Raw genomic sequence first — 21,720 nt, forward strand, 5'->3', positions numbered from 1 at the left:
GTGACCCCGTCACCTGCGGTCCGCTTGCCCTCGTGGCGGACGGCGCCAGAGGCGTGGGCGGCACGGGGGCGGGGGCGGCGGGCCTGGCCGGTGCGGGCGCTGCGGCCTGCTGCGGTTCGTCGACGGAGATGCCGAAGTCCGTCGCCAGGCCCTCCAGCCCGCTGCTGTACCCCTGCCCGACCGCGCGGAACTTCCAGGCGCCCTGGCGCCGGTACAGCTCACCGAGGATGAACGCGGTCTCGATCGTGGCGTCCGTGGAGTCGAAGCGGGCGAGCTCGGCGCCGCCGGCCGCGTCGACGACCCGTACGTACAGTCCGCTCACCCGGCCGAAGGTGCCGCCGTCCGCCGAGGCCGCGACGATGATGCGGTCGATCGCCGGCTCGACCCTGCCGAAGTCGACGAGCAGGGTGTCGGTGACCCCGTCACCTGCGGTCCGCTTGCCCTCGTGGCGGACGGCGCCAGAGGCGTGGGCCGGCTGGTTGTAGAAGACGAAGTCGGTGTCGTCGCGGACCTTGCCCGACACCAACAGGAGTGCGGAACCGTCGACATCAGGGGTGCCCGCGGCGGCCCGCCACCCCAGTTCGACGCGCACGGTGCCCGCAGGCACCGGAACGTTGGTTCCCTTTTGCATGGTCATGCTCGCCCCCATCACGGTTCCGGCTGCCCGCAGGCCTTTCCGCACAACCTAATCCCTCCGCCGGGCGGCCACCGGAAGGGTTCGGCGACTACGCGTGGCCCGGGTGGGGACGCAGGACCATGAGGGAGTCCTCCGAGGTCGCCACCATGGCGAAGGGGAACCGGTCGAGTTCGAGACAGAGGGCGATGTCATCGGGATGGACTCCTTGGCGCACGCCCTCCGCCAGCTCGCTGGCGGCGCGCGAGGCACCGGCGCGGCGGAGGAAGCCGTCCGCGTCCGTCGCGTCCTCGGTGACCCTCCGGGCGATGTACTGGGCGCACGCCAGGTCCTCATCGGCGCGCCCGTCCTCGCCCGTGACCACGAACGTGACGCTGTCACCGCCGCGTTCGCGCAGGAACCGGGCCGTGGCCTCCGCGACCACGAAGCTGGCGCACAGCACCAGCGACGCGTCCTTCACCGCGAGCGCGCCGACCGTCCCCGCCGTGGTCTTCTGCACGACGGTCCGTCCGCCGAGGTCCAGGGAGCGCAGCAGCCCCGGCGAGTTGACGGCGTCGAAGCCGGGCGCGGGAGGGCCGTCCTTGAGCGCCACCCAGTCCGGGTGGCGGGCCTTGAGCGCCAGGGCCTCGTCCAGGGACTCGGCCAGAACGATCTTCTCCGCCCCCTGGGCGAAGGCCCAGGCGGCCACGGTGCAGGCGCGCATGACGTCGACCACGACCGCCACGGGCGGGGTTTCGACCAGTTCGGGGATGCCGAGGAATCGAGCTTTCATCCGGTCATGATCGCGGAGACCCGGCCCACAGCACCAGGACGGCGACGCGGCCGTTCACCGGCCGGGCATTCCATCGGGCCGAAATTCCACGAAACCGAGCGTGCCGACGTCGGCGCCGTCCTCTGTTGTTTTACCGGCCGGACCCGGCAATGTGCGGCGAACAGGCCCTCATCGGAAGCCGCGTGACTGTCTATGAGTTCGGCGGCCGCAACCTGGGGACAGGGGCAGGGGCCGCTGTCGCAGGAGCGTGCCGCCGACGCGCTCGGTGACCGGGAACGCGGGGACGTGGCCGAACCCGAGCAGGCCACCGCGGGCGGCCGGCCGCGAAGAGGTCGTCGCCTCGGCCGATGAGAGCGCACCCCCGAGAGGCAGAGAACGTGGCGTGGTCCCGGCCACCGGCCACAGGCCGAAACCGCCGGGTGCGGGTACCCCCGGGACGGGCTCCTCCGAAAGCAGCGTCCGCCCGAACGGGCGTGACCCGCCGCCGAACGGGACCGCTCTCCCCCGAAGCGGGCCCGCTGTCGCCCTTTGTAACCCGCCCGACACTTCTCGTCGACAATGGCCCGCCAAGAGGGAATGCCTCTGATAGGCGAGGGATTAGCGGTGTTTTGGTGGTCCCGGCCGAGAGAGCAGGCGTAAAAACGGATGACCCTAAGATTGGGGCTCCCCAACCGGCACATCGTGGGCTTAACTTAGGTGCCATGACCTCCCCTCGCTCCGCCTTCGGCGGCGGCTACTACGCCGCGTCGTTCCCCGACACTCCGATCTACGACTCCCTGGTCGCGGAGCGGGGCACCCCGCAGATCGCACCGATCCGCGTCCCTGCCGCGTACGACACGTCCAGCAGCTATCTGCCGGCCCTGCCGTCGGCGCTGCCGGCCCTGCCCGCCGCCCCCTCGCAGCCCGTCGGCTCCTACGGCTATCCGCAGCAGCACCAGCCGATGCCGCAGTACCAGCAGGCCCCGGCGCAGAGCGCGCCCATGTACGGCGGCGGGCTGCAGAGCGCCCCGGCGCCGTACATCCCGCAGCAGCCCTCGGCGGTCCGCGGCTACCCGCAGCAGTCCCAGCCGCAGCGCCCCGCGCCCGGCACCGGGTACGAGTCGATGCGCCCGGCCTCGCCGCGGCCCGCGCCGGCCCCGTCGCCGTACGAGGACCCGTACAACCGGCCGTACCAGAGCCGGGGATACTGACCCTCCGGACCGCCGCGGGCTCCGCGAACAAACCGTGCGTAGGTATGGATAGGTGACTGGCAGGATGGGGCGCATGGCCTCTCCCGTGCTCCGGTCCGTCCACCTGTATCCGGTCAAATCGCTGGGCGCCCAGACATCCGACGAGATCGCCGTCGAGCCATGGGGACTCGACGGCGACCGCCGTTGGATGCTGGTCGACAAGGCGCCGCGGGTGATCACCCAACGACAGCAGCCGTTTCTGGCGCGGATCTCCGCGGTGCCGCTGTCCGGTGGGGGGATCGCCCTCTCCGCCCCGGGCCGTCCGCCCCTGCGGGTGGAGGTGCCGGGGCCGGAGAGCCTGGTCGATGTGGAGCTGCACCGGGACACCGTCACGGTCGCCGAGGCTGCGGACGAGGCCCACGCCTGGTTCAGCGAGATCCTCGGCTCGGAGGCCCGGCTCGTGCATCTCGACGATCCGGCGCGCCGCAGAGCCGTCGACCCCGCGTACGCGCGCCCCGGGGACATGGTCTCCTTCGCTGACGGCTATCCGCTGCTGCTGACCACCACCGCTTCGCTCGACGCCCTCAACTCGCTGATCGCGGCGGGCGACCGGCCGCACGAGGGGCCGTTGCCGATGGACCGCTTCCGGCCGAACGTCGTGATCGACTCCACCGAGGCGTGGGTGGAGGACGACTGGCGGCGGATCGCGATCGGCGATGTGCCCTTCTCCGTGGTGAAGCCCTGCGGCCGCTGCGTGATCACCACCACCGACCAGCGGACCGCCGAGCGCGGCAAGGAGCCGCTGCTCACGCTGGCCCGCCACCGCCGGGTCGGCAATCAGCTGCTCTTCGGCCAGAATCTGATTCCGGACGGGACCGGGGTGATCCGGGTCGGGGACCCCGTCAAGATCCTCGACTGAGGACACGGGGACCGGGCCCCGGGGGGAGCATGGGAACGACCGGGGGGAAAAGCATGGGCATCGGAGTCCTCAGGTGGCGGCACAGTCCGCTGTGGCGCGCCACCGACCGCCGCGAGGCGTGGGTGACGCTCGGCGCGCTGGTGCTCCTGGCGCTGGGGGCGCCGGCGGCCGGGTGGGCGGGCGGTGCGCTCGCCGACGCCTCGCTCCAGCAGGAGATACGGGCCCAGCACGAGGAGCGGCGGCCCGTCACCGCGGTCGTGGTCGGACCGGTGCCTCAGGCGCGTCGGTTCGCCGGTGACCCGGGTGCCGAGTCGGGGCGGACCTCGGTGGTGGCAGTCTGGCGGGCGCCGGACGGCACCCGGCGGACGGGCGAGGTCACCACGTCCAAGTCCCGGGAGCCCGGGGCGCCGGTGCGGGTCTGGACGGACGCGGCAGGCCTCCCCGTACCACCGCCGATGGACACGGACGCGGCCCGTACGCACGCGGTGCTCGGCGGGATCGGCGTCTTCCTGCTCGCCGCCGGGTGTGTCGAGGCGGGCAGGCGGCTGATCGTAGGGCGCCTGGTGCGGCAGCGGTACGCGCTCTGGGACCGGGAGTGGGCCGAGGCGGGCCCGGACTGGGGCCGGGCCGGAACGGGCAGCTGACGGCGGGCGGCCACCTCGGCCGCGTACGGCGGGCGGCGACAGCACCCCGGCGGCCCGAGTCGTCAACTCCCGCCCCTCCCGCGCGCTACGGTGGTCCGACCGCGTCCGCCTCCTCGACAGGCGGGCGGACGGACGGACCCGGGCCATCACGGCCCAGGGCTTCACAGCACGACCCGAGGCAGCACAGCACGAGGTGGGGGCAGAGCAACTCCATGGCACAGGGCACGGTCCAGGTGACGCACACCGGAACTTCGCGATGGCGCCGCCGCACGGGCGAGTACGCCTCCCTCTCCGCGGCCCTGGAAGCGGCGGCCGACGGTGACGTCCTCACCGTCGCGCCCGGGACCTACCGGGAGAACCTCGTCCTCCACCGCGCGGTGACCCTGCGCGGCCCGGAGGGGTCGGTCGGCTCCGTGCGGATCGCGCCGGTCGACGGCGTACCGCTGACGGTGCGCGCCTCCGCGATCGTCCAGGATCTCCACATCGAGGGGCAGGACTCCGCGGCCCCGGCCGTGCTGGTGGAGGACGGCACCCCCGAGTTCTCGGACCTGCGGATCGTGACGCGCTCGGCCGCCGGTATCGAGGTACGGGGAGCGGCCCGGCCCACCGTGCGGCGCTGCACCGTCGACAATCCGGCCGGCGTCGGCATCGCCGTACTCGACGGGGCGGGCGGGGTCTTCGAGGAGTGCGAGATCGTCTCGGCCGGGCAGTCCGGTGTCTCGGTCCGCGACGGCGGCCACCCCCGCCTGGACCGCTGCCGGATCCACCACTCCTCCGGCGCGGGCATCGGTGTCACCGGCGAGGGCAGCGGTCTGGAGGCGATCGGCTGCGAGGTGTACGAGGTCAAGGGCAGCGGCGTCCAGGTCACCGCCCGCGCCACCGCGCACCTCACCGACTGCACGGTGCACCGCACGTCGGGCGACGGCGTCACGCTGGACACCGATGCGGTGCTGACGCTCGCCGACTGCGACATCCACGACATTCCGGAGAACGCGATCGACCTGCGGTCGCGTTCGGTGCTCACGCTGACCCGTTCCACGGTCCGCCGCTTCGGCCGCAACGGTCTCTCGGTCTGGGACCCGGGCACCCGCGTGGACGCCAACCAGTGCGAGATCCACGACAGTACGGGCGACTACCCGGCGGTCTGGGTCAGCGACGGGGCGACGGTGATACTGGACGCCTGCCGGGTCCATGACGTGCCGGATGCCCTCTTCGTCCTCGACCGGGGATCGCGCGCCGATGTGGTGGACAGCGACCTCTCCCAGATCCGCAACACCGCCGTCTCCGTGAGCGACGGCGCCACCGCCCAGCTGGACGACTGCCGGATCCGGGAGGCCTCCACCGGCGCCTGGTTCCGCGACCACGGCAGCGGCGGCACGCTGAACAACTGCACCATCGACGCGGCCCAGACCGGGGTCATCGTCACCAAGGGCGCCGACCCCGTGATCGAGCGGTGCACGGTCACCAACCCCGCCGAGGCCGGGTTCTACGTCTCCGCCGAGGGGCGCGGCACCTTCGACAGCTGCCGGGTGACGGGCAGCGAGGGGTACGGCTTCCATGTCATGGACGGCTGCCGCACCACGCTGACCCGCTGCCGCACCGAGCGGTGCGCGCGCGGCGGTTACGAGTTCCCCGAGGGCTTCGCCGGGCCGGCGGGCGACGGGGCCGGGGGCTCCGGCCCGGTGGTCACGGACTGCACGAGCGACGAGAGCGGTCTGCGTACGGCACCGGCTCCGGCCCCCGCCGTGCTGACGGCCACGCAGGCGACGCCCGGACTGCTCTCCACGATGCCCGGGCAGCGGGCCGTGGAGCCCGAACCGGTGGCTCCGGCGGCCGAGCCCGCCCGGGACTCCGCGGCGGTCCTCGGTGAACTGGACGCGCTGGTGGGCCTGGAGAGCGTCAAGCGCGAGGTGCGGGCGCTCACCGACATGATCGAGGTGGGCCGCCGCCGCGCGGAGGCCGGGCTCAAGGCCGCCTCGGTCCGCCGCCACCTCGTCTTCACCGGCTCCCCCGGTACGGGAAAGACCACGGTCGCCCGGCTGTACGGGGAGATCCTGGCCTCGCTCGGGGTGCTGGAGCGCGGCCACCTGGTGGAGGTCTCCCGGGTGGACCTGGTCGGGGAGCACATCGGCTCGACGGCGATCAGGACCCAGGAGGCGTTCGACCGGGCGCGCGGCGGGGTCCTCTTCGTGGACGAGGCGTACGCGCTCTCCCCGGAGGACTCCGGGCGCGACTTCGGCCGTGAGGCCATCGACACACTGGTGAAGCTGATGGAGGACCACCGGGACGCGGTGGTGGTGATCGTCGCCGGGTACACCCACGAGATGGAGCGGTTCCTCACCGTCAACCCCGGTGTGGCGTCCCGTTTCTCGCGGACCATCACCTTCCACGACTACCTCCCCGAGGAGCTGCTGCGGATCGTCGAGCAGCAGGCCGAGGAGCACGAGTACAGCCTGGCGGAGGGGACCGGGGAAGCGCTGCTGAAGTATTTCACCGCGCTCCCCAAGGGCCCCGCCTTCGGCAACGGCCGCACCGCCCGGCAGACCTTCGAGTCGATGGTGGAGCGGCACGCGGGCCGGGTCGCCCAGCTCGCCGAGACGAGCACGGACGACCTGACCCTGCTCTACCCGGAGGACCTCCCCGAGCTCTTCTGACCCTTCTCCAGGGTTTCCCCGCCCTGCCGGGGCAGCCGGGGTCCGAGCTCTTCGAGGAGCGCGGCCCGTTCCTTCGCGAAGACCGGGTCGGCCTGGTAGTCGGAGTGGCCGAGGATCGGTTCGGGCAGCGGGAGCGCGGTGGTGCGCCCGTACGCCAGCGGGTCCTTCAGCGGTCCCCGGTCGACGCCGGTGTCGGGGTCGGGGTCGGTGCTCAGCCGGACGGGCCCGCCGATCGGGTCGGTGGCCCGGAAGAGGTTGCGCCAGCAGTGCACCGAACGGTTCAGCCCGAGCAGGGGTACGGCTCCGAAGTAGGCCGGGAACCAGCGCCCGTACAGCCGCTCGATCGGGGAGCCGTAGGTGAGCAGCCCGACCCGGCGGCGGGCCGTGTCGGGGAGCTGCCAGACCGCGGCGGCCGCGAGGACGCTGCCCTGGGAGTGGCCCGAGATGATGAGCCGGCCCTTGGTCGTCGCCGTCCAGGCGCACATCCGGGACGCCAGGTCGGGGACGGCGCGCTCGGCGTAGCAGGGGGGCGCGAAGGGGTGGGCGGCGCGCGGCCAGAAGGTGCCCACGTCCCAGAGGATGCCGATGGTGCGCCGGGCGGAGGCGTCCCGGTAGGCGCGGCGCCCGCCCGCGACGAACAGGATGAAGCCGAAGCCGATGAGCCAGGAGCCCGTCGACTGGGCGGCCTCGGCGAGCGATTCGACGGGCGCCGCGGCCCCGTCCGTCGCGAGGCCGGGCACCTCGCCGCTGGCCCAGGAGCCCGCGACGGCCGCCGCGCCGAGGAGCAGGGTGGCGGCGGAGACCACGCCGACGATCCAGGGGGCCGAGTCGGTGAGGGCCGCCGTGGCGCGGATGCGGGCGATCCGCCGGGTCCGGCCGGGGTCGGGCGGCTCGGGGGCGTACTCCGCCTCGATGTCCGGGCCCATGCGGCGGGCCCGGCGGGCGGTGCGGACGACGAGGAAGACGACCGGGACGAGCAGCAGGAGCAGGAGTACGGGGATGACGGAGGCCTGCCAGCTGAGCAGGACGGGCGGGCCCTCGATGATGGAGCCGCGCCCCGTGCCCGGGGTGCCGGGGCCGTCCAGCCAGTCGGCGACGCGCTGGGCCACGCCGCCGGTCATCACGCCGCCCAGGGCGCAGGCGAGCATGGCGACGGACGGGCCGCCGAGGCCGTACAGCGTGGTGCGGGATTCGGGGGTGCGCCGGTAGAGGCTGCGGGCGACCAGCGCCATGATCACGACGAGAAGGCCCTGGCCGAGGGCGAGGAGCCGGAAGGCGGTCTCACCGGACAGGCTGCCGGAGGAGACCCACTCCGGGCGCGACCAGCCGGCGTGCACGACGGCGAGGCCGAGCAGGGCGAGCGCGGAGCCGGGCAGGTACGTGATGAGGGCGCCGTCGACCCGGTTGTCCCGGACGCTCTCGCTGCGGCCCCGGCGGCAGATGACCCAGACGACGACCACGGCGCAGAGGACGAGCGCCCCCTGGATGACCAGGCCGAACACCGGCGGTACCGAGCTGCCGACGGTCCGGTCGTGGAGGGTCGCGGCCCCCATGACGAAGGCCGCGACGGTCAGGAAGCCCGCGGCGGTGTGCGCGGCGCGGAGCCGGGAGACGAGCCGGCGGCCGTACCAGAAGCCGGGCCTGCTGAGCGCGGGCGGCACCGGACGCGCGGACTCCGGGTCGTCGGCGTTGTCCGGGGCGCCGGGCCCGTGGGTCTCCTCCGTGCCGTCCGGGTCGCAGGCGTCGTCGTCCGTGGCGTCCAGGGGGCTCTGGGACTCGTAGGCGCTCCAGGTCCGGTTGGAGAGGTACCACAGGAGCCCCACCAGGGCGGCCGGCACGGTGGCGGCGAGCGCGAGCCGCCGCCCGGGCTGGGACCACCAGCCGCCCTGATGGCTCGACAGGAAGCCCAGCCAGGAACGGCGTTCGGAGCAGGCGGAGGTGCCCGCGCACTGCCAGGCCACCAGGTCCAGCGCCACCTCGCAGGCCGCCGCCGTGAGCAGCACGGTGAGGCTGAGCGCGACGAGCCGCACCGCCACGCCGTACAGCCGGACCGCGCGGGTGCGGCCGGCGGCGGTGGGGCGCATCCAGTGGGCGAGGTTGACCACCATGAACGGCAGGAGCAGCAGCCACAGGGCGCGGGAGCCGTTGCCGGAGGTGAGCCCGGACCAGCAGTACGCCTCGGCGACGGGCTCGTCCCGGTAGCGCTCGGGGTGCTTCTCGCCGTGGGCGTCCTCGGTGCGCCGGTAGACGGCGGCGGTCGCGTCCCCGGTGACCCGGACGGTACGGGGATCGCCGAGCATCTCCTGCGGGGTGGCGCCTCCGACGCCGTGGACCAGCAGTTCCAGCGCCGCCCCGGTGTTCTGCGGGGGTCGCGACGGGGGCGGGATGGCAGGGGCCAAGGCGGCACTCTCTCTCGGGCGCGCCGGCCGCGCGGGGCCGGCGAAGACATGACAGGGGTCGGGCAGGACATGACGGAGGTCGGGCGAAGGCGGGCGGGGAGCCGAGGGCTCCGGCCCGGCCCCAGAATCCCGGAGGCGGGGCGGGTGCGTGAGCGGTCTCACGGAATCTCCCCAGGTGGTACGCCGGACATGCCTGCGTGGCAGGATGAGCCTGTCCCGCAGGCCGCTGCGGACCGTAGGAGCAGAGGGAAGGACCGGGCGACGGCGTTGAGCGAGAATCAGAACCTGCTCGCGGAGCAGCGGCGTGCCCTGATCCTCGACGAGGTGCGCAGGCGCGGCGGGGTGAGGGTCAACGAGCTGACCCGCAGGCTGAATGTGTCCGACATGACGATCCGTCGGGACCTGGACGCGCTGGCCCGGCAGGGGGTCATCGAGAAGGTCCACGGCGGTGCCGTGCCCGTGGTCGAGGCGAGCACCCACGAGCCCGGCTTCGAGGTGAAGTCGGCGCTGGAGCTGAGCGCCAAGGAGGACATCGCGCGGACGGCGGCGGCGATGGCCCAGCCCGGCAGCGCGATCGCCCTCTCGGGCGGTACGACGACCTACGCGCTGGCCCGCCATCTGCTGGACGTACCGGATCTGACGGTGGTGACCAACTCGGTGCGGGTCGCCGACGTGTTCCACGACGCGCAGCGTCCGGTGGCCGGGCGGGGTGCGCGGCCGGGGACGGCGACGGTGGTGCTGACGGGCGGGGTGCGGACGCCTTCGGACTCGCTGGTGGGGCCGGTGGCGGACCGGGCCATCGACTCCCTCCACTTCGACCTGCTCTTCCTCGGGGTGCACGGGATCTCGGCGGAGGCCGGTCTGTCGACCCCCAACCTCGCGGAGGCGGAGACCAATCGCCGCTTCGTCCGGTCGGCCCGCCGGGTCGTGGTGGTGGCCGACCACACCAAGTGGGGCACGGTGGGGCTGAGTTCCTTCGCCACACTGGACGAGGTGGACACCTTCGTGACGGACGCGGGGCTGGCTCCCGGGGCGCGCGAGGAGATCGGCGAGCATCTGCCGGGCCTGGTGGTGGCGGGCGAGGGGCACGAGTCGCCCGGGGAGGCCGTCTCCCCCGGCTGACCCCCGGGGAGGCCGTTTCCCCGACTGATCCCCGGGGAGGCCGTTTCCCCGACTGATCCCCGGGGCGCGGCTCACCACCTGCGGCTGTCCGGATTCCGCTCGGGTCGCCGTCCGGCCGTGACGTCCTAGGATCGGGGAATGGCCGTCTTCCGGATCGAGCGCTTCTCCCCTCTCCCCGCAGCCGAGGCCTGGCGCCGGGTGACCGACTGGGAACGGCACGCCGAGCGTGTCCCGTTGACCGCCATCTCGGTGGCGGGCGGGCCGCCGACCAGGGTCGGCACGGTGTTCACGGCGCGTACGGGGGTGGGCCCGCTGGCCTTCGACGATCCGATGGAAGTGGTCCGCTGGACGCCGCCGGCCGGTGGCCGGGCCGGGATCTGCCTGCTGGAGAAGCGCGGCTCCGTGGTGCTGGGCCGGGCCTCGATCGATGTGCTGCCGACGCATTCCGGTTCCCATGTGGTGTGGGTGGAGGAGCTGCGGGTGCGGCTGGTGCCGCGGTGGGGTGACCCGCTGCTGGCCTCGGCCGGGCGGCGGCTGTTCGGCGGGGTGCTGGACGAGCTGCTGGCCTAGGGGGCGTCCGGCGCGAGGGCCGATCCGACGCCGGTGACCGGTGCGGGTGATGTGACCGTCACACGATTGACTCGTTTGTCGGTATGACACTCCCCGCCACGGCCCCGGAAGGCACCGAACTCATGCCGATCCATCAACCGCAGCAACGCTCCGCCGCCGCATCCAGCGAGCCCCTGGGCGTCCAGCAGGCCGAGGCCGCCCTCGTGGAGCACTACCCGCGTCTGGTCCGGCTCGCCTATGTCGTGCTGCCGCCCTCCCTGGGCCGGCACCGCCGGGTCCTGGCCGCGCACGGTGCCGTGCAGCGGGCCCTGCCCGGGGCCAGGACCTCCCCGGACCGGGTGCGGGTGCCCGCCCAGTCCCGGCGCTCCCCGGAGGCGGCACGGGCGGCGCGGGCGGAGGGCCCGGCGAGCGCCCCGTACGCGTGGATGCGGCTGCGGGTGCTGCGGACGGCGCTGGCGTACGAGCGCAGGCCCCGCTGGTGGCCCGGCCGGCTCCCGGCACCCGCCGCGCTACGGCCGACGCTGCCCGTGGTGTGGGGGCTGCGGCTCTTCCCCCGGGCGGGCGGCGTCGACGAACTGGCTCTGGACCGGGCGCTGTCGGAGGTGCCGGGTGCCGTACGGGCCGCGTTCGCGCTCCAGTTGCTGGACGGGCTGCCGGAGACCGCGGTGCGGGCGCTGCTCGCCGAGGCGGGGGTGGACGATCCGGCGGGGGCGGTGCGCCGTGCGGCCCGGCTGGGGAGGCCGGACCCGGTGGCGGCCCAAGTGCTGCTGCGGTCCGGGGAGTTCGACCCGTGCACCGTGCAGACCCGGCCGAGCGATCTGCTGCGCCGCAGGCACCGGGTACGGGCGGCGGCCCTCGCGGCGGCGCTGTGCGTGGTGGCGGGGACGCTCGCGGTGGCCGCCGGGAAGGAGGTACGGGACGAGGCGCCGGGAGCCGGTGTGACGGTCCCGGCCCTCGACCCGGCGGCCCTGCTGCGTACGGCGGCGGAGCAGTGGGCGGACACCTCACGCATCGACTTCACCGCCTGGCCCGTACGCGGTGACCGGCGGGGCGACGGGGAGCTGCTGGGCCGGGCGCTGCGGGCCTGGTCCGAGCCCTCGGGGAACGTACAGGTGTCGACCACGCCGGGCACGGTCGGCGTACCGCCCGCGCAGCCGCCCCGGCTGCTGTTCGCGGGTGAGGTGGACGGGGCGGCCGTGGTGCTGTTCCACGACGGCGGCGTCCGCATCGTGCGGTACGCGGAGCCGCTGGCGGGCGGTGGCGGGGCGGCGCTGGACTTCGCCCGGACCGATGACGCGGACGTGACGACGGGGGCGGCCGTGGTCGTGAGCCGTACGGGCGAGAAGGCGCGGTTCCTGCTCGCCCCCTGGATCTCGGAGACCACCACCCGGGACCTGCTCGCGCCGGACACACCCGGCCGGCCGCTGGAGGTGGGCCCGGACGGGATCACCGCCCCGGTGGAGCGCCCGGCGGCGGGCGGCGGCTGCGACGCCTGGCCGGTGCTCCAGCTGCGCTCCTCCGAGCGGATCGTGGAGAACCACGCGTTCCTGGTGACCGATCTGGGCGACCTGGCCCCGGCCCATCTGACGTACACGCCGAAGCCGGGCCGTGGCGCACCCGCCCGGCAGCCCCGCGAGGCGACGGGTCCGGAGGCTCTGCTCGCCTGGGCGCGCACGGCGTGTTCGCTGCGGGCGCTGTCGGGCTCGGGGGTGCGAGCGGTGAACAACTGGGCGTTCGCCGAGCAGAGGCTGCCCGAGGGCGAGGCGTCGGCCGAGTGGCTCTGCACCCGCGCCGACACCTGGCGCGGCCCCGGCCGGGTGCTGGTGCAGTTCCTCCAGCCCGCCGCCTCCCCCACCGCCCCGGCGGCGGTGGTCGCCGACCGGAACGACACCGCCCTGTGCAGCCGGTTCGGGCAGCACATCCTGGCGGGCACGCACTGGAAGGCCGCCTCCGGCCGGTGGTACGTCCTGGCGGCGGGCAGCCGGGCGGTGAACCGGATCGAGGCCACCGGCCAGGTGCGGGGTACGGCGGGCGGCCCGACGCTGGCGGTACGGGCGCCGCGCGACGCCTCCGTGGAGCTGACGGCGAGGCTGCGCGAGGGCGGGACGCTGGCGGCAGTGCGCTGAGCCGCTGGCAGCGCGCGCTCCGCCGTACGGAGTCCTCGTCCCCACCTCGTACGCCGTCGGGTGCGAGACTCGGACAGGTGACGGATCTTCCTGAGGAACCCGACGTACGTGATGTCCCCGACGAGACCCCGCTGCGCTGCCTGGTCACCGGCGCCACCGGCTACATCGGCGGCAGACTGGTGCCCGCGCTCCTCGACGCCGGCCACCAGGTCCGCGCGCTGGCCCGGACGCCGCAGAAGCTGCGCGACTACCCCTGGGCGGACCGGGTCGAGGTGGTGCGCGGCGATGTCACCGACGCCGACTCGCTGACCGAGGCGATGCGGGACGTCGACGTGGCGTACTACCTGGTGCACGCGCTGGGCTCCGGCTCGGACTTCGAGGAGACCGACCGGCAAGCCGCCCGCAACTTCGGCGAGAAGGCCCGCGCCGCCGGGGTGCGGCGGATCGTCTACCTGGGCGGGCTGACGCCCGAGGGGGTGCCGGAGAAGGAGCTGTCGCCGCACCTGCGGTCACGGGCCGAGGTGGGGCGGATCCTGCTGGACTCGCAGGTGCCGACGGCGGTGCTGCGGGCGGCGATCGTGATCGGTTCGGGGTCGGCCTCGTTCGAGATGCTGCGCTATCTGACCGAGCGGCTGCCGGTGATGGTGACCCCGAGCTGGGTCTCCACCCGGATCCAGCCCATCGCCGTACGGGATGTGATCCGGTACCTGGTGGGGAGCGCGACCCTGCCGCCCGAGGTGAACCGGACCTTCGACATCGGCGGCCCGGACATCACGACGTACCGGGAGATGATGCAGGGCTACGCCCGGGTGGCGGGGCTGCCGCGGCGGGTGATCGTGCCGGTCCCCGTGCTCACCCCGACGCTCTCCAGCCACTGGATCGGGCTGGTCACCCCGGTCCCCCGGTCGATCGCCCGGCCGCTCGCGGAGTCACTGCGCCACGAGGTGGTCTGCCGGGAGCACGACATCACGCGGTACGTCCCCGATCCGCCGGAGGGGCCGATCGGCTTCGACCGGGCGCTGAGCCTCGCCCTCCAGCGGATCAAGGAGGCCCGGGTGGACACCCGCTGGTCCTCCGCCTCACTACCGGGCGCGCCGAGCGACCCGCTGCCCACCGACCCGGACTGGGCGGGCGGCAGCCTCTACCGGGACGAGCGGGAGCTGGCCGTGCCGGTGGACCGGGCGGACCTGTGGCGGGTGATCGAGGGCATCGGCGGCGAGAACGGCTGGTACTCCTTCCCGCTCGCCTGGGCGGTGCGCGGCTGGATCGACCGGATCGTCGGCGGGGTCGGGCTGCGGCGCGGGCGGCGGGACGCGCACCGGCTGCGGGTCGGGGACTCGCTGGACTTCTGGCGGGTCGAGGAGATCGTGCCGGGCGAACTGCTGCGGCTGCGGGCGGAGATGCGGCTGCCGGGCCTGGCCTGGCTGGAACTGTCGGTGGCCACCGACGACCAGGGGCGCACGCTCTACCGCCAGCGCGCCCTGTATCACCCGCAAGGGCTGCTCGGCCATGCGTACTGGTGGGGCGTGTCGCCCTTCCACGCGGTGGTCTTCGGCGGGATGGCCCGCAACATCGCCGCGGCCGCCCAGGCCGCCGCCCGGGCACGGCAGCAGGGCCGCGAACCGGTGGCCGACAGTGGTACAGACAACTGACGCCCCGGCCGCTATGGTGTCCCTCCCCATGAGCGCCCCATAAGGCGCAGACCGCCGGGAGGTGCACGCGATGGCACGCCGACTCCGTACCGTAGGACTGGAGTTCACCGAATCCGCGCCGATTCGTCTGGTGTTCGCCGCCGAGGTGTCCGCACCCCCGGACGTGGTCTACCGGGCCCTCGCCGAGGACGTCGCCTCCTGGCCCTCCTGGTTCACCGCCGTCACCCGGGCCACGCCCACCGACGGGGGCGCGGGCCGGGAGGTGCGGCTGCGCGGCGGGGTCCGGTTCCGCGAGACGATCGTGGCCGCCGAGCCGGGCGAGCGCTACGCCTACCGGGTCGACGAGACGAACGCGCCGGGGCTGCGGGCCCTGGTGGAGGAGTGGCGGCTCACCGCGGACGGGACCGGGACCCGGGTGCAGTGGACCTTCGCCGCCGACGGGACGGGCCCGTTCCGCTCGGTGCTGGGGGTCGCGCGGCTGGGGATGGGCCGGTCCTTCCGGGATGCGGTGCGCCGGCTCGACGGGCGGCTGACGGCTCCGGCGGCCTGAGCGCTGCTGCGGCCTGAGCCCTCCGGCGGCCTGGGTGCCGCTCCGGACAGTCAGCCGGTCAGGGTTCCGGTGGCGAGGAAGCCGTCGATCGCCGCGGTGTACGGGGCGATGTCAAGCCCCTGCTCCTCCAGCCAGGAGTCGGAGTAGTACTTGTCCAGGTAGCGGTCGCCCGGGTCGCACAGCAGCGTGACGACGCTGCCCTTCTCCCCCAGCTCCACCATCTCGGCGATCAGCTTGAAGGCGCTCCACAGCCCGGTGCCCGTGGAGCCGCCCGCCTTGCGGCCGATGGCCCGCTCCAGGGCGCGTACGGCGGCGACGCTCGCCGCGTCGGGCACCTTCATCATCCGGTCGATGGCGCCGGGCACGAAGCTCGGCTCCATACGGGGGCGGCCGATGCCCTCGATCCGGGAGCCGCAATCACTGCTCGCGTACGGGTCGTGTCGCGTCCAGCCGTCGAAGAAACAGGAGTTCTCCGGGTCGGGCACGCAGACGCGGGTGTCGTGCTGGAGGTAGTGCACATAGCGGGCGATGGTGGCCGACGTGCCGCCGGTCCCGGCGGTGGCGACGATCCAGGCGGGTTCCGGATAGCGCTCCAGCCGGAGCTGCTGGTAGATCGACTCGGCGATGTTGTTGTTGCCGCGCCAGTCGGTGGCGCGCTCCGCGTAGGTGAACTGGTCCATGTAGTGCCCGCCGCTCTCAGCGGCGAGGGACGCGGACTCCTCGTACATCTTGCGGGAGTCGTCGACGAAGTGGCACTGCCCGCCGTGGAATTCGATGAGCCGGCACTTCTCCGGGCTGGTGGTGCGCGGCATCACGGCGATGAACGGCACGCCGATCAGCTTGGCGAAGTAAGCCTCCGAGACGGCGGTCGATCCGCTGGACGCCTCGATGACCGGCTTGCCCGGCCGGATCCAGCCGTTGCAGAGCCCGTAGAGGAAGAGCGAGCGGGCGAGCCGGTGCTTGAGGCTGCCGGTGGGGTGCGTCGACTCGTCCTTGAGGTAGAGGTCGATGCCCCACTCCTCGGGCAGCGGGAAGCGCAGCAGGTGGGTGTCGGCCGAACGGTTGGCGTCGGCCTGCACCTTGCGGACGGCCTCTTTCAGCCAGGCCCGGTACTCCGGGTCGCTGCGGTCGACGTCCACCGTCCCCATGACCGCCCCCGTGGCCCCGCGCTCCTGTCCCAGCTCATGGGTGTCCATCGCCGTGCTCCTGTTCGTGCGTTGTTCGCCGCTGTTCGTCCGCCCGGTACTCCTGCCTCCACGATAGGCCCCCGACCTGCGCAAACGTTGACTTTGATGGTCCATAGCCCTGCCTTTGGGCAGGCCTTTCGGGGGCAGTTGGGGCGGGCGGTGCGAGGAGCGCGCGGCGGGCTCCCGTGCCCTCTGGCGGCCGGGCGCGCGGCCGGGCACACTGCAACAGGAGAAGTGGTGACGAAGGGGGGCGAAGCCGCGATGGCGGACGCCGAGTTCAGTGCGTCGGGGGTCAGGATCGAGCGGTTCACCCGGTCGCTGACCAGGGCCGGTCAGGTGGTCGTCAAGGACGGCCGGCTGTCCTTGCTGATGAGCAACGGGCGGGAGATCGACAGCGCCCCGGTGGGCACGGTGAGTGCGGGGAAACGGTGGTTCTTCGCGGCGGATTCGGCCATCGCCCGGGTGAACGGCGTGCGCTACCGGTTGACGATGGGGCAGCGCAACCGCAGACGCGACGGAGCGGCCCCGCTGCGCCGCTTCCTGGAGGCGCTGCGCAGCGCGGGCGGCCGCAGGGGCTGAGCCCCGGGCCCCGGTTCCTCGGGCGCCGTACGCGGCTCCGCGAGTTGCGGAGCTGCTCGGGCTGGGCCACGCTGGACCCACGTCACTGAAGGTGCACCCTCGGTGACAGAGCGATTCGCTCCCACGGGACACCGCGGGACCGGATCGTGCGACATGAGAGACACGACAAGAGCAGAGCGGATTCGGCAGTCAGTCGTCCCGCCGGCTCCGTTCGTCCGTCTTCTTCTTCCGGACCTATTTCGGGGAGTCGCAGCCGTGATCAGCGAGCCAAGCAGGCACTGCACGGTGGAGCTCCAAGCCCTGCCGTCGCGGATCGGTCAGGTCCGCAGAATCATCTCGGCCCAACTGCGCTACTGGCATCTCGATCCCCTGATCGACCAGGCAGCCCTGGGCGTCACCGAACTCCTGACCAATGTCCACCGGCACGCACAGCCGGACAAGTCATGCACCGTCGACATCGAGCTGCTGCTCGACCGGTTGACGGTCTCCGTCCACGACCATGACCCCCGTGTCCCCACGGTGAACGAGGCGGATTCCTTCGCCACCTCGGGACGGGGTCTGGCCCTGATCGCCGCGGTCAGCGAGAGCTGGGGCGTACGGCCGAGCGGCGCGGCCGGAAAGGCCGTCTGGTTCACCTTGCCGGCGGTCTGCGCCACCTCGACCCTGCCGCCGCTCGCGGTCTACGGGTCGATCACCGACGGGCCGTTCGGGTCCGTCCCCATCAGCCCCGAGGCCGTCGCGGCGGCCCCGGCCCGGTCGGCCGTGGTCGGCTGAGGTGAAGTACCTGGGTGCGGCGGTGCGGTGAGCGTGATGCCGCACCGCCGCACTTGGCTTCCGGCTTCCGGCTTCCGGCTCAGGCGAGTACCGCGAGCGGGTCGTCCAGGACCGGCTGCCAGGCCAGTTCGGCCGCGCCGACCAGGCTGTTGTGGGTCAGGGTGCAGGGCAGGATCGGCACGCTGCCGCTGCGACCCCAGAGACTCCGGTCGGCGACCACGGCCCGCAGCCGCTCCGGGTCCGCCTCCAGCAGGTCGCGGTGGAGCCCGCCGAGGATGATCCGGTCCGGGTTGAGGATGTTGACGAGCCCGGCGAGGCCCAGGCCCAGACGGTCGATCAGCGCCTCGGCGGCGTTACGTACGTCGGCGTCCTCGTACTCCGTACGCAGCAGGTCCCCGGCCTGCTTGAGGAGCGACTCCTCCGGGCCCGGGTCGCGGCGCGCGGTGGTGAGGAAGGCGAGCGGGTCGGTCTCCACGTCGAGGCAGCCGCGGCCGCCGCAGTGACAGGGCCGCCCCTCGGGGTTCACGGTGAGGTGGCCCACCTCCAGCGCGAGCCCTGAACTCCCGCTGTGCAGGCGGCCGTCGAGCACCAGGGCCCCGCCGACGCCCCGGTGGCCGGTGGCGACGCAGAGGAGGTGCTGGGCGCCGCGTCCGGCGCCGTGCCGGTGCTCGGCCAGCGCGGTGAGGTTGACGTCGTTGCCGGTGAAGGCGGGTCCGGTGATGCCCGCGTCCCGGACACAGGCGGCGAAGATGTCGCGGACCGGCGAGCCCGCGGGCCAGGCGAGGTGCAGCGGGTTGAGCGCGGTGCCCTCGGGTTCGGCGACCGCCGACGGCACGGCGAGCCCGGCACCGACGCAGCGCAGCCCGGTCTCCCGCAGCAGCTGCGACCCCGCGGCCACGACCTCGCCGAGCACCTGCGCGGGGTCGGCCATCACCGCGACGCAGCCCGGCGATGTGGCGACGATCCGGCCGCCGAGCCCCACAAGTGCGGCCCGGAAGCCGTCGGCGTGGACCTGGGCGGCGAGGACGACGGGCCCGTCCTCCAGGACGGAGAGCCGGTGCGAGGGGCGGCCCTGCGAACCGGCCGCGGAACCGGGGCTGGAGTCGACCCGGATCAGCCCGAGCGCCTCCAGCTCCGCGGCGACCGCCCCGGCGGTGGCCCGGGTGACGCCGAGCTCGGAGGTGAGGACGGCGCGCGTGGGGGCGCGCCCGGTGTGGACCAGTTCCAGTGCGGGCCCGAGCGCACTGCGGCCCCTCTCCAACTTCGTCCGGGTGGTGGTCGCCTTGCCGTTCATGAGGGCGAGTCTCCCATGATCCGGAGGTGTCACGGACGCCGAGGGAGCCCGCCGGGACGGGGAGAACCCGCCCCCGTCAGCCATGTTGCGCCCGCCCTCCACCCACCCCTATGCTGAGTTTGTGCCGCAACTAAACAAACTGCGGACGGCCCTACCGGGGGGACCTGGCGGAGACACCGCCCCACCCTCGCCGGCCCGCCTCCGTACCGCGCTGACCGTGTTCTTCGCCCTCGATGGCTTCCTCTTCGCCGGCTGGGTGGTCCGTATCCCGGCCATCAAGCAGCAGACGGGCGCCTCCGCCTCCACCCTCGGCCTCGCCCTGCTCGGCGTCTCCGCGGGCGCCGTGATCACCATGATGCTCACCGGCCGGCTCTGCCGCCGCTACGGCAGCCACGCCGTGACCGTGGCCTGCGGGGTGCTGCTCCCGCTGAGCATCGCCCTGCCCGCGCAGACCCATTCGGCGCTCTCGCTCGGCCTGGTCCTGCTGGTCTTCGGAGCGGCGTACGGCGGGATGAACGTGGCGATGAACAGCGCCGCCGTCGACCTGGTCGCCGAACTCCGCCGGCCGGTGATGCCGAGCTTCCACGCCGCGTTCAGCCTCGGCGGCATGGTCGGTGCCGGACTCGGCGGGCTGGTCGCGGGCGGCCTCTCCGCCTCGACGCACCTGTTCCTGCTGGCCGGCGTCGGCCTGCTCGTCACGGCGTTCGCGGGGCCCGCGCTGCTGCGCAACCGCCCGGCCCGCACGGCGCCCGAAGCGCACACGCCCCAGAGCCAGTCCCAGCGGCAGCCCCAGCGGAAACTCGACCCGCGGGCCCGCCGGATCGTCGTGCTGTTCGGCGTGATCGCCCTCTGCACGGCGTACGGGGAAGGCGCGCTCGCCGACTGGGGCGCACTCCACCTGGAGCAGGACCTCGACGCCCATCCGGGCCTCGCCGCCGCCGGGTACGCGCTGTTCGCCCTGACGATGACCATCGGCAGGCTCACCGGGACGCTGCTGCTGGAACGGCTCGGCCAGACCCGCACCCTGGTCCTCGGCGGTGCGGTCGCCGCGGCCGGGATGCTGCTGGGCGCACTGGCGCCGACCGCCTGGCTCGCGCTGGCCGGGTTCGCGGTCACCGGCCTGGGGCTGGCCAACATCTTCCCGGTCGCCGTGGGCCGGGCCGGCGAACTGGCCGGACCGAGCGGGGTGGCCGCCGCCTCGACGCTGGGCTACGGCGGCATGCTGCTGGGCCCGCCCGCGATCGGCTTCCTGGCCGACTGGTTCTCGCTGCCGATCGCCCTGACGACCGTGGCCCTGCTGGCCGCGGCGGCTGCCGCCCTGGGGTACGGGGCCCGCAACGCGACGCACGCCTGAGCGGGCCGACCCACCCGGGCCGTCCGCGCACCCCCGGGCCGCCTCCACCCTCAGGCCGCCCGCACCCCCTGGCACAATCCGGCCATGGAGATCACCGAGTACATCGCATCCCTGTCCGAGGAAGGGCGGCTCCTCGCGGCGGCCGCCGAACAGGCGGGCCCCGGGGCCTCGGTCCCGACCTGTCCCGGCTGGCAGATACGCCACCTGCTGCGCCACACCGGCATGGTGCACCGCTGGGCGGCAGAGCTCATCACCGAGGGCCACACCACACCCCAGCCCGACGGCGGAGAGCCGGACCTCGACGGCGAGGAACTCCTCGACTGGTTCCGGGCGGGCCACCGCCATCTGGTCCGGTCACTGAAGGCCGCCCCCGCCGACCTGAACTGCTGGACCTTCATGCCCGCCCCCTCCCCGCTCGCGTTCTGGTCCCGCCGCCAGCTGCACGAGACGACCGTGCACCGGGTGGACGCGGAGTCGGCGCTCGGCGGACCGCTGACGTCGGTCGACGCCGACCGGGCGGCCGACGGCATCGACGAACTCCTGGCCGGCTTCCACGCCCGCCCCAAGAGCCGGGTGCGCTCCTCGGTCCCGCGCACGCTGCGGGTGCGGGCCGTGGACACGGACGCGGTGTGGACCGTACGGATCTCGGACGAGCCGCCGCAGACCGTACGTACGCCCGCCGGGGCGGGGGCCGGGTCGGCCGGCAACCAGGACGGCGGCGACGACCGCGTGGACTGCGAGCTGAGCGGGACGGCGGAGGGGCTCTACCTCACGCTCTGGAACCGCCTGCCGCTCGCCGCCGTGACTCTGCGCGGCGACCGCTCGGTGGCGAGGCTCTGGACGGACAACTCCGCGGTCACCTGGTGAACTCGGGCGGCGGACGCGGAGCTTGTGGTGCGGGGGCCGACGCGGGGGCCGGGCGTGGGGGCTGAGTGCGGTTGCCGGACGCGGGCCGCACGCTTGCCGGGAGCGCGACGGGCCTGTGACACTGCGGCCATGGGGGAACGGCGGACGCAGGCGGAGCGGGACGCGATGACGGTCGAGATCGGCTATGCGCTGGTCAGCTCCGCCGTACTGGCCGCCCTCACCTTCGCGGCGGCCTCAGCACCCGCCCTCCTCCTCTTCGACCTCGGCCGCACAGCGCGGACGGTGGTCCTCGGCCTCGCCACCGCGGCCGCCGTACTGGCCTTCGTCGCGAGGGTCGTCCATGTCCTGTGGCGCTTTCCGCGGCGGGAGGGCCGCCGCCTGGACGGCCCGGCCCCAGCCCCGGACAGGGCGGGCCGCTCCGGCTCCGCCGACTCCGCAACGTAGAGGGGGCGGG

19 protein-coding genes are annotated in these 21,720 nt (G+C 73.9%); 14 read left to right on the forward strand and 5 right to left on the reverse strand.

What is annotated here, in order from left to right:
• Both IF17_RS0134630 and IF17_RS0134635 read right to left on the reverse strand, forming a co-directional pair.
• On the reverse strand, positions 1–637 hold a 637-nt coding region (locus IF17_RS0134630; protein WP_032773050.1), incomplete at its 3' end, for a TerD family protein.
• Positions 638–725: 88 nt separating this feature from the next.
• Entirely contained in the window at positions 726–1,406 is a 681-nt protein-coding gene (locus IF17_RS0134635) for a 2-phosphosulfolactate phosphatase (RefSeq protein WP_030574960.1), read from the reverse strand.
• Between the two features lie 701 nt (positions 1,407–2,107).
• On the opposite strand from IF17_RS0134635, the gene IF17_RS0134640 reads away from it, so the two are divergent.
• From IF17_RS0134640 to IF17_RS0134655, 4 genes are all read left to right on the forward strand, one after another.
• The gene (locus IF17_RS0134640; RefSeq protein ID WP_030574962.1) at positions 2,108–2,596 is read left to right on the forward strand and encodes a DUF6643 family protein; all 489 of its coding nucleotides are present in this window, start codon (positions 2,108–2,110) and stop codon (positions 2,594–2,596) included.
• A 73-nt stretch (positions 2,597–2,669) separates the two neighbouring features.
• Positions 2,670–3,494, forward strand: coding sequence for an MOSC domain-containing protein (locus tag IF17_RS0134645; protein WP_030574965.1), 825 nt, complete (start codon positions 2,670–2,672; stop codon positions 3,492–3,494).
• A 53-nt stretch (positions 3,495–3,547) separates the two neighbouring features.
• Positions 3,548–4,138 carry an Rv1733c family protein gene (locus tag IF17_RS0134650; protein WP_030574967.1) on the forward strand — a complete coding sequence of 197 codons (591 nt, stop codon included), beginning with the start codon at positions 3,548–3,550 and terminating at the stop codon, positions 4,136–4,138.
• Positions 4,139–4,350: 212 nt separating this feature from the next.
• On the forward strand, positions 4,351–6,792 hold the full coding sequence (locus IF17_RS0134655; protein ID WP_030574969.1) for a right-handed parallel beta-helix repeat-containing protein: 2,442 nt from the start codon (positions 4,351–4,353) through the stop codon (positions 6,790–6,792).
• On the opposite strand, the gene IF17_RS0134660 is transcribed toward IF17_RS0134655, so the two are convergent.
• Positions 6,762–9,191 (reverse strand): hypothetical protein, encoded by a 2,430-nt coding sequence (locus tag IF17_RS0134660; protein ID WP_030574971.1) that lies wholly within the window; start codon positions 9,189–9,191, stop codon positions 6,762–6,764. The genes IF17_RS0134655 and IF17_RS0134660 overlap by 31 nt on opposite strands.
• A gap of 267 nt (positions 9,192–9,458) precedes the next feature.
• Here IF17_RS0134660 and IF17_RS0134665 point away from each other — a divergent pair, with 267 nt between their 5' ends.
• From IF17_RS0134665 to IF17_RS0134685, 5 genes are all read left to right on the forward strand, one after another.
• Entirely contained in the window at positions 9,459–10,313 is an 855-nt protein-coding gene (locus IF17_RS0134665; protein ID WP_030574973.1) for a DeoR/GlpR family DNA-binding transcription regulator, read from the forward strand.
• Positions 10,314–10,451: 138 nt separating this feature from the next.
• Positions 10,452–10,883 carry an SRPBCC family protein gene (locus tag IF17_RS0134670; RefSeq protein WP_030574975.1) on the forward strand — a complete coding sequence of 144 codons (432 nt, stop codon included), beginning with the start codon at positions 10,452–10,454 and terminating at the stop codon, positions 10,881–10,883.
• 122 nt (positions 10,884–11,005) lie between these two features.
• Positions 11,006–13,009, forward strand: a complete 2,004-nt coding sequence (locus IF17_RS0134675; RefSeq protein WP_030574978.1) for a hypothetical protein — start codon at positions 11,006–11,008, stop codon at positions 13,007–13,009.
• 77 nt (positions 13,010–13,086) lie between these two features.
• A complete protein-coding gene (locus tag IF17_RS0134680) occupies positions 13,087–14,661 on the forward strand; it encodes an SDR family oxidoreductase (RefSeq protein WP_030574980.1) in 1,575 nt (524 codons plus the stop codon).
• Positions 14,662–14,731: 70 nt separating this feature from the next.
• Positions 14,732–15,211 (forward strand): SRPBCC family protein, encoded by a 480-nt coding sequence (locus IF17_RS0134685; RefSeq protein WP_030574982.1) that lies wholly within the window; start codon positions 14,732–14,734, stop codon positions 15,209–15,211.
• A gap of 50 nt (positions 15,212–15,261) precedes the next feature.
• Here the strand turns inward: IF17_RS0134685 and IF17_RS0134690 are convergent, their stop codons facing one another.
• The gene (locus IF17_RS0134690; RefSeq protein ID WP_030574985.1) at positions 15,262–16,407 is read right to left on the reverse strand and encodes a PLP-dependent cysteine synthase family protein; all 1,146 of its coding nucleotides are present in this window, start codon (positions 16,405–16,407) and stop codon (positions 15,262–15,264) included.
• Between the two features lie 252 nt (positions 16,408–16,659).
• On the opposite strand from IF17_RS0134690, the gene IF17_RS0134695 reads away from it, so the two are divergent.
• Complete coding sequence (locus tag IF17_RS0134695) at positions 16,660–16,977, forward strand: hypothetical protein (RefSeq protein WP_030574987.1); 318 nt, start codon at positions 16,660–16,662, stop codon at positions 16,975–16,977.
• Between the two features lie 255 nt (positions 16,978–17,232).
• On the forward strand, positions 17,233–17,751 hold the full coding sequence (locus IF17_RS0134700) for an ATP-binding protein (RefSeq protein ID WP_030574989.1): 519 nt from the start codon (positions 17,233–17,235) through the stop codon (positions 17,749–17,751).
• A gap of 79 nt (positions 17,752–17,830) precedes the next feature.
• On the opposite strand, the gene IF17_RS0134705 is transcribed toward IF17_RS0134700, so the two are convergent.
• On the reverse strand, positions 17,831–19,045 hold the full coding sequence (locus IF17_RS0134705; protein ID WP_030574992.1) for an ROK family protein: 1,215 nt from the start codon (positions 19,043–19,045) through the stop codon (positions 17,831–17,833).
• A gap of 217 nt (positions 19,046–19,262) precedes the next feature.
• On the opposite strand from IF17_RS0134705, the gene IF17_RS0134710 reads away from it, so the two are divergent.
• From IF17_RS0134710 to IF17_RS0134720, 3 genes are all read left to right on the forward strand, one after another.
• Positions 19,263–20,399: an MFS transporter gene (locus IF17_RS0134710; protein ID WP_030574994.1), complete on the forward strand. Its 1,137-nt coding sequence runs from the start codon at positions 19,263–19,265 to the stop codon at positions 20,397–20,399.
• Between the two features lie 84 nt (positions 20,400–20,483).
• Entirely contained in the window at positions 20,484–21,266 is a 783-nt protein-coding gene (locus IF17_RS0134715; RefSeq protein ID WP_030574996.1) for a maleylpyruvate isomerase family mycothiol-dependent enzyme, read from the forward strand.
• 129 nt (positions 21,267–21,395) lie between these two features.
• Positions 21,396–21,710, forward strand: coding sequence for a DUF6332 family protein (locus tag IF17_RS0134720; protein ID WP_018514808.1), 315 nt, complete (start codon positions 21,396–21,398; stop codon positions 21,708–21,710).
• The last annotated feature ends 10 nt before the right edge of the window (positions 21,711–21,720 follow it).

The organism is Streptomyces cyaneofuscatus, assembly GCF_000718135.1.
Lineage (GTDB): Bacteria > Actinomycetota > Actinomycetes > Streptomycetales > Streptomycetaceae > Streptomyces > Streptomyces cyaneofuscatus.